A 13918-nucleotide genomic window follows, 5' to 3' on the forward strand; every position below is an offset into this window, starting at 1 on the left:
TCTCTAAAAGTATATGGGTGGATGAGGCCAGGCATGACTATATTTTTAACTTAAAGACATTTGATCCAGCAAAGTCTTGAAATCTAGTGGATAAGGTGCGTGCACAACGACCTCATTTTGCGTAATCGGATGCTTGAATATCAGCCTTTCGCCGTGAAGGGCTTGTCGATGAAACGATCGTGAAGAACCTCCATATAAGATATCTCCGATAAGTGGATGTCCTAAATGGCTGAGATGGACTCGAATTTGATGTGTTCTGCCGGTTTCCAACTCCACTTCAACGAGTGCACCAGCTTTCATTTGCTGAACGACACGGTAATGTGTAAGTGCCTGATCCCCATTGGGAGCCACTCTTCGCTTCCCTGGCTGATGACGATCCTTGCCGATCGGTTCATCAATCCATCCTTCCTTTTCTTTGAAAATCCCATGAGCTAGCGCAATATAACGTCTATCGATTTGTTTTTCTCGCATGGCTTCATCTAACAGGACATGTGCCCATTCATTTTTGGCATAAAGTACAACGCCCGTCGTATCTTGATCTAGACGATGAATATGCCGAACGCCGCATGCTTGCCCTGTCGCTTCATAATAATGAGCTACCGCATTAGCAAGTGTTCCTCCTTGTCCGGCTTCAGCTGGATGGACAGACTTTCCAGCTGGTTTATTCACAACAAGAGTGAACTCATCTTCAAATAAAACGTCTAATGGGTAAGATTCCGGTTTAAACGCCGCCTTTTCCTGTGGAAAAACCTTAAGTCGAATCGTATTATTGTCTATGCGAATAAGCCCCCGGGAAGCTAATCGCAGGAAATATTTGCGAGGTACCGGGAGATACGCCGCTAATTCTTCAACAGCGCCCGGTTTGAGCGGTTTCCATTGCTCATTCGGAAGCGGTAACTCCAACCATTCTCCATTGCGCGACCAAGTAATCATGATTTCATGCCTTTACGAAATGATAGAAAGATTGCTAGCAGAATGAGTAGAAATACAAAAACAATCGCCATAAGGTCGATTGGGAAATCAAAAAAGTAATAACGTTTCATAAATAGAACGAGCTCCTTAAGAAAGAGGGATTAAGTACACTTTATTTTAACAATTACCATTACCATTTGCATGCAAAAATATGATACTATTATTTTGTATTGTTTTTTTTCGACATTTTCTATCAATTTATTAATAGAGCAGGAGAGGTTTACCTTGGGTAGTTCAATTGCAAATCATTTTCGGAATTATAGTTGGTTGAAGCGGACTTTACTCGTTATAGCAGTATGTGCATTTCTAAGTTCTAGCTTTCTATTTCTAACCCCGCCAGGGACATTCATTCGTGAGTATTTGGCCAAAACCGTCATAACAACACAGCACCGCGACTGGGCTTGGATCTTCGTAGGCGCGCAGCGTCGTGATCAAATGGTGCTTGAGATGCAGAATTTAACGGAAGTTAACTCCATCGAGAAACAAGATATTGAGGCTGTTCAGTTTAATACAAACCGCCCAATTGAGAGTCTCGTCAAAGTAGAAGATATTTCAGGCACCCTTTGGAAGGGTAAGCGAATGTATGTATATGATCCACGTTCAATCCGTGTTGTCGTTCCTTCCAAACAAGGTGAAGGTGAACGAATTACAGCCATGGTTCAACGTACAGGTGCTGTTGCCGGTGTCAATGGCGGTGGCTTCAATGATCCTGACGGTCTTGGAAACGGATTTGCCCCAATCGGTGCTATTATGTCCGGTGGTGAAATTCTTTATACCGACCAAGAAGGAAGCAACCCGCAACAAATTGTCGGTTTCACGAATGAAGGCACACTCATTATCGGTAAATATACAATTAACGAATTACTGAAACTCGGCGTCTCTGAAGCCGTTTCCTTCTATCCGCGAGTTATCGCGAACGGTAAACCGCTAATTACAAGCGGTGATGGCGGATGGGGACGTGCGCCGCGTACAGCTGTTGGACAAAAAGCAGACGGTACGGTTATCTTTATCGTCATTGACGGCCGTCAAACGTCAAGTGTTGGTGCTACACTGAAAGAAGTTCAGGATCTTTTCTTAGAAGACGATGTCATCAACGCTGGATTCCTTGATGGCGGAGCATCTTCTGAAATGGTTTATAATAATGCACTCATTACCAAACCATCCAGCCGTTATGGCGAACGTCGCTTACCTTCAGCTTTCTTAGTATTCGATCATCCTGAGAAAGTCGAAGTGAAGAACATTTGGGCTGGCTTAACGACGATTGATGCAGGCGGTGCTTCAACTCACCCTGAATTCTTGAAAGAACAAGCAGAACTGAAGGCGCAAGGTAAATTACCTACACCAACGCCGAAAGCAACACCTACACCATCTGTTAAACCAGAAAGCACAGCTGAATCAATCAAAGCTGGAGGGTCATCTTCACCTTCAAGTACCGACTCAACGAAGCCGAATTCGACGGATAAGTCGTCAACTGGAACACCAACGAATACAACTAGCCCTACACCAACAAATACAGGCAACCCAACTCCAACTCCTACAGCTACGCCAACGCCAAGTAGTGGGAATAATACAGGTGGTAACACGGGTAGTACGAAGCCAACGACAACAACATCAACAACACCGTCTCCTACACCGAGTGCTACTCCGAAACCAGCAACGAATGGAGCGGAAACTTCACCTAACGCTTCAACATCAACATCTCCAACAATTAAACCTAACTAATACATTCTATCATGGTTAAAAAACCAGTTAGCATCCGATTTTGCGGATGCTAGCTGGTTTTTTTGCGGGTGCATTCGATCGCGGCACCCAACGTCACCAACATCGTTCGAGCCGCGGCGTGTCCGTCTTCTTGTCCTTGTCCTTGTCCGCATCCCCTTTTTCTTAGTCCCATGTGCGCTCCCATTTCTGCGACTCTTATCCCCGCATCCATACCGAGGCGCACAATTGTGCTAACTGGAAAATATACAGCTATTTTCGAGATATTTCCTTGAAATTTGGATTTAACTGTAAAACATGTAGGTAAAACGGCCTCTTTTGTTCCGTTCGGGAAAAATGGATAAAATTAACTGTGGGTTATCCATCTAAACTAAGTTTGCTCGGAAAATTCAAAAATTTAACTGTACAAAATCCATCTATTCGCCTGGAGCACACGACCTCAAACAAAGGGACAGCCCTCACGTAGAACATTCTACGGAGGGCTGCCCTTTTCATTATAATCGTTTCAAGGCTTCGCGATGAGCCTCGATCGTCGTTTCAATATCCGAATCAGAATGCACCGTAGACACAAACATACCCTCAAACTGCGATGGTGCAACGGAAACACCTAAATCCAGCAAGTTACCGAAGTAGGCATTAAATCGGCCAAGGTCGGATGTTTTGGCTGTGTCGTAGTTGGTGACTGCTATCTCCGTGAAAAACGGGCAAACCATGGAGCCTACACGATTGATCGTGCTGGCAATGCCGAATTCAGCCGCATTCGCAGCAAAGCCTGCTTCTAGTCTAGCTGACTTGCGTTCCAGCTCCTCATAAACATTCGGCTCTCCTAGTAAGGACAACGTTGCAAAACCAGCTGCCATGGCAAGTGGGTTGCCTGATAACGTACCTGCTTGGTAAATCGGACCCGCAGGAGCAATCTGCTCCATGATGTCTAAGCGGCCGCCATAAGCACCTACAGGAAGCCCGCCGCCAATAACTTTACCTAAACAAGTTAAATCAGGTGTTACACCGTATAAACCTTGTGCACAGTTCTTATGCACGCGGAAACCGGTCATAACCTCATCAAAAATCAACAAGGAGCCATACTGCTTAGTAATGTCACGAAGACCTTGCAGGAAGCCAGCTGCTGGAGGAACAACCCCCATATTCCCTGCAATGGGTTCTACGATAAGCGCGGCAATTTCTTCTCCGAACTTTTCAAAAACAAGCTTTACGGAATCCAAATCATTATAAGGCACAGTAATTGTGTTAGACGCGACGCTGCTAGGTACTCCAGGACTATCTGGTAATCCAAGTGTAGCAACCCCAGACCCAGCCTTGATCAACAAAGCATCCGCATGTCCATGATAGCTTCCTTCGAATTTCACGATCTTGTCGCGCTTCGTAAATCCACGAGCTAGGCGCAACGCACTCATGGTAGCTTCCGTCCCCGAATTGACCATGCGAACCATATCAATGGACGGTACGCGTTCAATAACAAGCTTCGCCATCTCCGTTTCAAGCAACGTTGGAGCACCAAAGCTTGTACCTTTTATAGCTGTAGCCTGAATCGCTTCCAATACCTTCGGATGTGCATGTCCCACGATAAGTGGTCCCCATGAACCAACATAATCAATAAACGTATTCCCATCAATATCCGTCACTCGCGAGCCGGATCCACTCTCCATGAATAACGGTGTTAAGCCCACCGATTTAAAAGCACGAACTGGACTGTTCACTCCGCCAGGAATCAGCTTTCTTGATTCTTGGAAAGCAGCCGCTGACAGTTTGTCGATTCTGCTCGAATTTACCATAATTTAGCCCCCAATGACTTGATCTTGTGATAAAATGAGGTCATATCCTACCATTAACTACCTATAAAGGCGGTACAACCTATGCTAGAGCTTATCAAGAAAGTTCCTTTATTTGCCCAACTGGGCGAGCATCAATTAGACGCCCTTATTGAAATTTGTACAAGACGTACTTATAAACCAGGCACGATTTTATTTCAAGAAAAAGAAATCGGCTCTGTCTTCTATATGGTACTAAGCGGTTCCGTTAAAATCTACACAACAAGCCAGTCAGGTGAGGAAAAAATACTGTCGATCTGCAAAAGCAGCGAAAGCTTCGGAGAGCTTTCTCTCATAGATGGCAAACCACGTTCTGCTTCAGCTCAAACCTTAGAAGAATCCACACTCCTAACGATAACCGGGCAAAGCTTCCTTGATCTGCTTCGTAATCATTTTGACATTAGCTTAGGCATCATGCAAGAACTCAGTAACCGTCTACGCGATACGAATCAACAAGTTTATGATTTAACGTTCGTAGATGCAAGAACACGAGTCATCAAAAGTTTGATCAAAATGGCGAACTCGCATGGCCTGCGTAAAGGCACCACAATCGTCATTAAGCTTGTTCTTAACTTTGATGAAATTTCTCAGCTGGCTGGTGTTCAGAAAGCAACGCTCATGCAAGTCATTCGTGATCTCGAAGAGAAGAAAATCCTGACCATCTCTGCCAGTGAATTCACTTTGGAGTTGACCAAGCTCCGTTAATGCTATTGTCTTAGAACAAGACTGGCAAGTTGATTGGCAGCTTCTTTCCCTTGCCGTATACAATCGGGTAGTCCGACGCCGTGAAACCCTGCCCCCGTGACCAGTACGCGCGGCATGGCCGCAGTCAGCTCTTTTTTGAAATCCGCGATCTCCTCTAAATGGCCAACAGGGTATTGCGGCATGGAATGCATCAACCTCGTCACTTCAACAAAACCAGGTTCAGCTGTAATCCCCAGCAGATCACCTATATCATGTCGTGCTTTACTAATTAATTGCTCATCAGACCATGCTGGCCATTCCTGCTCACCAGAACGACCAATATAACAACGAAGCAGCACCTTGCCTTCTGGTGCCGCATGCAGCCACTTCGCTGAGGTTAACGTACACGCTGTAATGGTATAGCCCTCATGCTTAGGAACAAGGAAACCGGAGGCATCCAGTTCAAAAGGAATATCTTTACGATCGAACGCCATAATCACATTGGCTACCGATATATAAGCAATCTTTGCTAGCTTGCTTGCCGCTGGCAGCTCCGAAAGCAGCCTCGCCGCTTGATACGTTGGCGTCGTCACAATGACACCGTCAACGATTTCACGCTGACCGTCCTCAAAGACAACTTCTGTTTGTCCATCCTCTACACGACGCACGGACTCAACACCAACTCCAGCACGTAAATCCACAGTAGATAACGCATCTACTAAACCATTAACTAGCGATTGCAGCCCTCGCTTAAACGTTACAAAGACTGAATTGCGAACAGCCTCAGGCAAATGCGCGCTTTCCTCAGACACATTTTTGCGGCTCGCCATCATCCCGAGAATTAAACTGCGGTTCTTCTGCTCCATAGCTCGAAACTGCGGGAAGGTGGACTTCAAGCTCAGCTTATACGTATCCCCGGCGTAAATCCCTGCGAGCAGCGGCTCAACAATGCGCTCAAGTACTTCCTTACCAAGTCGACGCTCTAGAAAATGTCCAAGCGACTCATCTGTGGTGACGTCCCGCTTCGGCTTGATCAAGTCCATCGCAGCGCGAAGCTTGCCGAGTGGTGAAATAAGGCCTGTCTTCATAAATGGTGTCATTTGAGTCGGAATTCCCAGAACCAGGCCAGGCGGCATGCGATGCAGCTTTCTCCCACGAACGATGTACGTTTTCTTAGCTTTCGGATTCGTACCTGTCAGCTCGTTTTCCATTCCTAAATCATAAGCTAAATCAATTATGGGACGTTTACGAGCTAGGAAGGAATCAGGCCCCTTTTCAATCACAAAGCCGTCACGCTCAATCGTATGAATTTTCCCGCCAAATGATGGTGATTTCTCGACGACAGAAATGCGAAAGGGGGAATCTCCCCCGTCGGTCTCTAACTGTTTTTTCAAATAAAAAGCAGCGCTCAGCCCCGTGATCCCGCCGCCTATAATCATATAATGAGGCACTTTATTACTCATTTCGAACTCGCTGCCTCTTGCCATTTCTTGTAAACAACATCACTTAAGGTTTCCATATATAGCGGATCCGTGTTGAGCGACTCTGTACGTTCCAAGTGAACGCCTAGCTCTTTCGCCAACCCTTGTGCTTCGATATCAATATCATAAAGAACTTCTAAATGATCAGAAACGAAACCGATTGGACAGAGGAGTATCTTATCCACGCCTTCTTCTTGCTTAATCGTACGCATGACATCCATAATGTCTGGACCTAACCAAGGCATGGCAGTCTGACCAGCACTTTGCCAACCAAACTGCCAATTCGTAAGACCAACCCGCTCAGCAAGCGCTTTGGATGTAGCCAACAATTGATCCGGATACGGATCCTTCATTTCCAGAATTTTCTCCGGCAAGCTATGCGCTGTAAAGATGACTCTCACGTTATCCCGATCCGCTTCAGCAAATTTCCCCAAAGCTTTCTCTACACGTGTTTGCAAAGCATCAAGCAGCTTCCCATGGAGGTGATAATCCAGAACGAAAGTTATGTTAAGTCCTAGCGCTTCTGCCTTATCCTTCGCTCTCTTCACATAGCCACCGACACTCATCGTCGAGTAGTGAGGCGCTAGAACGACCCCTACAGCCTCTGTGATGCCGTCTTTAACCATTTGCTCTACACCATCTTCTACATACGGCTGAGCGTGCTTTAGGCCTTGATAGCAGACAAATTCAAGCTCAGGATGCTCTTGACGAAGCGTAGCTTCGAGTCCCTTTACTTGTTTATTCGTATTTTCACGCAGCGGGAAGAAGCCACCGACAATAGCCTCATAACGCGTCGTTAATTCATGCAATTGCTCAGGGGTCGGCGGATGACCACGACGGATATGCGTATAGTACGCTTCAACTTGATCTAAACTTTCCGGCGTACCGTACGACATCACTAAGACGCCAATGCGCGTTTTGGTCATGTTAAACACCACTCTTTCCAGCTTGCTGAGTTAAAACGGAATGCGAATACGTATGAACAAACATCGTTAATTCCTTCAATTTCTCAAGCGATGCTTCTGGGAATAAGCCATGTCCTAGGTTGAAAATAAAACCTGGCTGCTTCATCCCTTCATCCATAATGGCTTTCGCTTGCGCTTCAATCACACTCATCGGCGCTGTTAGAATATACGGATCTAAGTTCCCTTGCACCGCGTATCGATTCTGTAGTCGTTCACGCCCAACATTAATCGGTACACGCCAATCCAAACCAATCACATCAGCTTGAATCGTTGTCAGATACGGCAGCAATTCACCTGAGCTAACGCCAGGGAAATAAATTTTCGGTTCTTTCAAGTCCGATAGCTCTTTGAAAATCCGCATCATCGTAGGACGTACATAGACGTCGAAATCGGCTGGAGAGAGAGCCCCCACCCAGCTATCGAATACTTGAACAGCTTTTGCCCCATTGGCGATATGCGCGCGAAGATACGTGATAACCATATCCCCAAGCTTATCCATCAAGGCGAACCAGACTGCTGGTTCAGAATACATCATTTGCTTTGTACGAATATAGCTCTTGGAGGGTCTGCCCTCAATCAAATAGCTGGCGATCGTAAATGGCGCACCCGCGAACGAAATCAACGGAACMTCTAACTCTTTATCTAAAATACGAATCGTTTGAAGAATGTGGGACAAGTCCTTCTCCACATCAATTGGACGAAGTCGTTCAACATCTTGTGCCGTACGAACCGGCGTATGTATCACGGGACCGATATCTTTCACAATATCAAAATCAACACCCAACGAAGCCACTGGGTTCATAATATCCGAGTACAAAATCGCGGCATCTACGCCAAGCTTTTTGATCGGCATCATCGTTACTTCAGCAGCTAACTCTGGTTGCTGACAAATTTCAAGCAAGGAGTACTTTTCCTTGATCTTACGGTAGTCCGGGTCGTAGCGACCGGCTTGACGCATATACCACACAGGCAGTGTATCAACTTTTTCTTTCCGGCATGCTTTAATAAAATTATCGTTATAACTCATGAGGCACCTTCCTCTTGTTTCCATCTATTCTCATCCATTATGCCCTAATTATACCCCTCTCACAACCAACGTAAGCTTATCTATTGCGACAAAAGTATGACAAAAAGAACCACCGAACTCCGTTATACATCACAGAGGACAAATGGTTCATGATCTCCTTACTTTTGCAAGTAGCGAGCAATATCTTTGGCGAAATATGTCAAGATAATATCTGCTCCTGCACGTTTGAAGCCCATCATCGTTTCCATCACAATCGCTTCTTCATTCACCCAACCTTGCTGTGCAGCAGCTTTCACCATGGCGTACTCTGCACTCACATTATAAGCGACAACGGGCAAGTCGAAGTTATCCTTCAGCATGCGGATAATGTCCATGTAAGCGAGCGCTGGCTTCACCATTAAGAAATCTGCTCCCTCGATGACGTCGCTTGACGCTTCACGAAGGGCTTCACGACCGTTAGCGGGATCCATTTGATACGTTTTCCGATCACCGAATTGCGGTGTGGAATGCGCAGCATCACGAAACGGACCGTAGTAGGCCGAAGCATATTTAACGGAGTACGCCATGATCGGTGTGTTCTCATAACCAGCTTCATCAAGTCCAGCGCGAATGGCTTGCACATAACCATCCATCATATTGGAAGGGGCAATAATATCAGCACCTGCTTTGGCTTGCGATACAGCTGTACGAACGAGTAGCTCGAGAGAAGGATCATTCGCGACATCTGCTTGCCCTGTAATCGGATGGTGATGAATAACGCCGCAATGACCTGTATCGGTAAATTGGCATAAGCACGTATCTGCGATAATCAGTAAGTTAGGGTTGAGCTCTTTAATAAAACGCGTTGCTTGCTGTACGATACCGTCATCCATAAATGCGGATGTTCCGGTTGCATCTTTATAATCAGGTACACCGAACAAGAGAATCGCTTGGATGCCCAATTGCGTGATTTCATCGATTTCCTCTTTCACACGATCGAGTGAGAAATGATACACACCAGGCATCGAGGCAATTTCTGACTTTACATTTGTACCATGCGTAACAAAGATCGGTTGAACGACATCGTTCACTGTCACTTGATTCTCACGTACAAGATTACGAATGGCTGCATTTCCGCGTAAGCGGCGGTTACGAACGATTGGAAAACTCATGATGGATTTCCGCCTCCTTGAATCATGCTTTGTACCAAAGAAGCCACTGTTGCTTCTTCAGCCGTAAATGTAATCGACAGTCCTGCTTGTAAGACAGTTTCTGCTGTTTTGGGACCAATAACTGCAATCTCTACGCCTTGCAGCAGCGATATCGGATCTTCCACACCAAGTTGCTTGAGCGCTTCGAGTAAATTCGTAACGGTCGATGAGCTTGTAAAAGTGATGATATGAATGCTTTGATTCTGCAAAAGATGAATAATCTCTTCTCCGTCATCGGTGGTCAGTACATTCTCGTACACATCCACTTCGGTGACTTCGAGGCCGAGTTCCGTCAATTTCGACGGTAAATAATCACGTGCTAAGTCTGCTGTCGGCAGCAATACTTTCTGACCTGCGTTCAAATCCCCTTGAATGGCATCTAGGATACCTTCCCCATGATACTTAGCCGGTAGGACGTCTGCAATGATACCACGCTCAGCGAGCGCCTCAGCGGTCTTAGGACCTACTGCAGCAATCCGTGCGTTCCCCATTCTGCGAACATCAATGCCTAACTCACGCAATCTGCGGAAGAAGAATTCAACACCATTTGCACTCGTTAGCACAATCCAGTCAAACTCCTGCAGTCTCTCTAGTGCATTATCCAATGCTTGCCTAGCTTCTTGGCGACTTGGCGGCTGCAAACGAATGACAGGGAATTCGACGGGTTCTCCACCCAAATCATCGATCAGATCCACAAGTTCACTCGCTTGACTCCGAGCTCTCGTGACAAGTACTCGCTTGCCAAACAGCGGCTTCTTCTCCATCCAAGCCAGCTTCTCACGAAGCTTAACTACCTCACCTACGATAATGACGGCTGGAGATTTGAAGTTCGCTTCTCTTACTTTTTCTGTGATATCTGCAAGTGTACCAGTAATCGTCGCTTGATCCGCCCAAGTTCCCCATCGCACTAAGGCAACAGGCATTTCTGGCGGCTTCCCACAACGAATTAACTCACGGCATATTTGCTCTAAATTGGCAACGCCCATGAGGAACACCATCGTGCCAATGGCTTTGGCCAGATGCTCCCAGTTTAAGCTGGAATACGTTTTATTCGGATACTCATGGCCCGTTACAATAGCAACGGACGACGTGAAATCGCGATGTGTGACAGGAATACCCGCATAAGCTGGAACAGCAATCGAAGAGGTGATTCCTGGGATAATGTCATACGTTATCCCGTTATCCACCAGCAGCTCGGCTTCTTCACCAACGCGACCGAATACACTCGGATCTCCACCTTTTAAGCGTGTTACCACATGCCCTTGTAAAGCCAAATCCACAAGCAACTGATTAATTTCTTCTTGCTTTAATATATGTTTATCCGGCAGCTTGCCAACAAAGATGAGTTCTGCTTCTGGTCTACGATGCTTCAATAAGCGTGGATTCGCCAGTCGATCATATACGATGACATCAGCTCTTTGGATCGCTTCCATCCCGCGAACCGAGATGAGCTTAGGATCTCCAGGACCCGCTCCAACAAGAAAAACTCTTCCTTTGTTCACAGTCATCACTCCCTGACCTCAGCTAAAATCTTCTCGGCTCCTTGTGCGATGAGCTGCTCTGCGACTAAGGCACCCAACGCTTCCGGATCATTCCCGGAAGCCGTTTCCTTCAGCATGGTCACGCCGTCCGGCGTCCCGACCATGCCGGTCAAGGTCAGCAGCGGAACGTCTCCGCTGCTGTTCTCGACGCTCGCGTATGCGCCGAGCGGCACCTGGCAGCCTCCGTTGAGTCTGCCGAGGAAAGCACGCTCCGCTCGCACCGCGAGCGCCGTTGGCTCATGCTGGAACTTGCCCAGCAAGTCCAGCACGAAAGCGTCGTTGCCGCGGCACTCGATGCACAGCGCTCCCTGCCCTACGGCAGGGAGGCATAGCTCCGGCGGCAAGTAGCTACTGATGCGATCTTGCCAGCCGATCCGGTGAAGACCCGCGGCGGCAAGCATAATCGCATCGAAGTTCTCTTCTTCGAGCTTGCGCAGCCTCGAATCAATATTGCCCCGGATCGACTCGATCCGGAGGTCCGGGCGGTGATGCTGCAGCTGGCTAGCCCGGCGCAGCGAGCTTGTGCCGACAAGCGCGCCCTGCGGCAGCTCGTCCAATGATCGGCCACCACGCGTGATCAGCGCATCGCGCGGGTCTTCACGCTTAGGAATCGCGCCTACAACGAGACCTTCGGGCAGCTCGAAAGGCATATCCTTCATGCTATGAACGGCGATATCAATCTCCCCGTCCGTCAGCGCTTGTTCGATTTCCTTCACGAACAGTCCCTTGCCTCCAACTTTGGATAACGTGACGTCCAGAATCCGATCGCCCTTCGTTACAATTTTTTTAATTTCAAATTGACATTCGATACCATGCTCTTTCGCAAGCTGTTTCAACAGTTCCACGGCTTGTCCCGTTTGCGTCAGTGCCAACGCACTTTGTCTTGTTCCTACTATTATCGTTTTCATTTCGTCTCCGCCTCCTATACGTGTTGCCTAATCTCATCGTTGAAAGACCAAGAAGGCAGTTCCATCTCTACCTGCTCTTGCGATTGCATCCAAGCTTCGCCATGTAAGGCTAAGTTGAACTTCTCTTTCCAGTCTTCAAACTTTCCTTCACGGATCAAAGGCATGAGGTCCCATGCCAGCATGTCTTTAAATAGGCCCTGCCTTGCTTTTTTATCCTTCACGCGTTCTTGGATGAATAAGCGAGTTTCACTGAGAAAATCCAAATAGATCTCATACTCATCGCCATAGGTTTTGTCGATCTCTTTGGCAATTTTACGCGCTGCTGATGGACTAGCTCCACCTGTGGAGACCGTAATGACCAACTTGCCACGACGAACAACGGAAGGCAGGATAAACGAGCTTAGTTCAGGTTTATCTACAATATTGACAAGTAAATCATGCGCATTCGCATCCTGGGCGATCTGTCTATTGACTTGTGAATCGTTCGTCGCCGCAATGACTAATGCGAATCGCGCCTCGCCATGGGCTGACCATATCGCTGCATCATAGGGCTGTCTCTTCATGATCACATCAGATCGATGCTCCATTTCTAGAATTCCAGCCGTAAACGCTAGACTGACAAGCGTCACCTCGGCTCCAGCTGCAAGCAATGATCGCAATTTCCGTTCTGCTATCGGACCCCCGCCAACAATCAAGCACCGGCGTCTTGCTAAATTCATCATTATGGGAAAAGGATGCTGCCAACCATTTAGCTCCATATCCACCCATGAAAATCCGATACAAGGTTCGAAACAACGAAATTCAACACGACGATACAGAAAGCTGCCAAGTTCCAAACAGCTAGCTTATTCCCCGAAATCTGCATGGATTTATGTTGAAATAAGTAAAAAGCATAGGCTGCCAATACGAAGAATGAATTGATTACTTTGGGATCATAGAGAAGATTGCGATTTCCTTCAAGCACAACCCACACCACACCAAGACTTAAAGCCATTAGAAGCAACGGCCCCCCGATAATGACCGACAAATAGGTATAATGCTCAATTTTCTCAAGAGATGGCAGTCTCATGACAGCCTGAGAGAAATTTTTGCTTTTCAACCTTGCATGTAAAAATATGTACATCCCTGAAAAAATTGCGGCAATTGAAAAAGCGGCATAGCTGCCAATCGCTAACGAAATATGAATGAATAATAGCTCATCATTGATGTCCCAATCGGATTTGATCGGCACGACATGCGGATTTCCAAATATATTCAGTGCAAGAATTGCAAAGCCAAGTACATTTACAAAAAAAACGAACAATTCAATTCGGAAAAAACGGTTGATAATCAATGAAATCGTTACAATCAGCCACGAAAACATAAAGAGTACGTCAGATCGAACGAAAGCCCATTCCGTCAAATGACCATATAGACTGATAGCCAAGTAAGCGGTTTGCAAAACCCATACAAACAAAAGCAGCCCCGTCCCCATCCGTTTCGCGCTTCGGCTCGCATTGGCGAAATCCGAAAAGTAAAACAGTAGGCTCAGGGCATACATATAAATCATCGCATCAAACAACCAGCTACGTGTAACCATGGCACCTCTCCTAGGCGGTTAGC

12 protein-coding genes are annotated in these 13918 nt (G+C 46.7%); 2 read left to right on the top strand and 10 right to left on the bottom strand.

Annotated elements, in window-relative coordinates; all coding sequences use genetic code 11:
* Positions 1-45: 45 nt before the first annotated feature.
* Positions 46-933 (bottom strand): RluA family pseudouridine synthase, encoded by an 888-nt coding sequence (locus AB4114_RS19705; RefSeq protein ID WP_441990000.1) that lies wholly within the window; start codon positions 931-933, stop codon positions 46-48.
* Positions 934-1197: 264 nt separating this feature from the next.
* On the opposite strand from AB4114_RS19705, the gene AB4114_RS19710 reads away from it, so the two are divergent.
* Positions 1198-2694, top strand: coding sequence for a phosphodiester glycosidase family protein (locus AB4114_RS19710; protein WP_441990001.1), 1497 nt, complete (start codon positions 1198-1200; stop codon positions 2692-2694).
* A gap of 491 nt (positions 2695-3185) precedes the next feature.
* Here AB4114_RS19710 and hemL read toward each other — a convergent pair whose 3' ends face one another.
* On the bottom strand, positions 3186-4484 hold the full coding sequence (gene hemL, locus AB4114_RS19715; RefSeq protein WP_171630400.1) for a glutamate-1-semialdehyde 2,1-aminomutase: 1299 nt from the start codon (positions 4482-4484) through the stop codon (positions 3186-3188).
* A gap of 81 nt (positions 4485-4565) precedes the next feature.
* Here hemL and AB4114_RS19720 point away from each other — a divergent pair, with 81 nt between their 5' ends.
* The gene (locus tag AB4114_RS19720) at positions 4566-5225 is read left to right on the top strand and encodes a Crp/Fnr family transcriptional regulator (protein WP_171630401.1); all 660 of its coding nucleotides are present in this window, start codon (positions 4566-4568) and stop codon (positions 5223-5225) included.
* A gap of 2 nt (positions 5226-5227) precedes the next feature.
* On the opposite strand, the gene hemG is transcribed toward AB4114_RS19720, so the two are convergent.
* From hemG to AB4114_RS19760, 8 genes are all read right to left on the bottom strand, one after another.
* Entirely contained in the window at positions 5228-6667 is a 1440-nt protein-coding gene (hemG, locus tag AB4114_RS19725) for a protoporphyrinogen oxidase (protein ID WP_441990002.1), read from the bottom strand.
* Positions 6664-7611: a ferrochelatase gene (gene hemH, locus AB4114_RS19730; RefSeq protein WP_171630403.1), complete on the bottom strand. Its 948-nt coding sequence runs from the start codon at positions 7609-7611 to the stop codon at positions 6664-6666. Before hemH ends, hemG begins: the two co-directional genes overlap by 4 nt.
* Before the next feature lies 1 nt (position 7612).
* On the bottom strand, positions 7613-8677 hold the full coding sequence (gene hemE, locus AB4114_RS19735) for a uroporphyrinogen decarboxylase (RefSeq protein WP_441990003.1): 1065 nt from the start codon (positions 8675-8677) through the stop codon (positions 7613-7615).
* 158 nt (positions 8678-8835) lie between these two features.
* Complete coding sequence (gene hemB, locus AB4114_RS19740) at positions 8836-9828, bottom strand: porphobilinogen synthase (RefSeq protein WP_441990004.1); 993 nt, start codon at positions 9826-9828, stop codon at positions 8836-8838.
* Positions 9825-11375, bottom strand: coding sequence for a uroporphyrinogen-III C-methyltransferase (cobA, locus tag AB4114_RS19745; protein ID WP_441990005.1), 1551 nt, complete (start codon positions 11373-11375; stop codon positions 9825-9827). The genes hemB and cobA overlap by 4 nt, the downstream gene beginning before the upstream one ends.
* Positions 11375-12316: a hydroxymethylbilane synthase gene (gene hemC / locus AB4114_RS19750; protein ID WP_441990006.1), complete on the bottom strand. Its 942-nt coding sequence runs from the start codon at positions 12314-12316 to the stop codon at positions 11375-11377. Before hemC ends, cobA begins: the two co-directional genes overlap by 1 nt.
* Positions 12317-12330: 14 nt before the next feature.
* A complete protein-coding gene (locus AB4114_RS19755; protein WP_441990007.1) occupies positions 12331-13074 on the bottom strand; it encodes a precorrin-2 dehydrogenase/sirohydrochlorin ferrochelatase family protein in 744 nt (247 codons plus the stop codon).
* Positions 13065-13895: a cytochrome C assembly family protein gene (locus AB4114_RS19760; protein ID WP_171630409.1), complete on the bottom strand. Its 831-nt coding sequence runs from the start codon at positions 13893-13895 to the stop codon at positions 13065-13067. Before AB4114_RS19760 ends, AB4114_RS19755 begins: the two co-directional genes overlap by 10 nt.
* Between the last annotated feature and the right edge of the window lie 23 nt (positions 13896-13918).

It is taken from the genome of Paenibacillus sp. 2RAB27 (assembly GCF_052115445.1).
GTDB lineage: Bacteria > Bacillota > Bacilli > Paenibacillales > NBRC-103111 > Paenibacillus_E.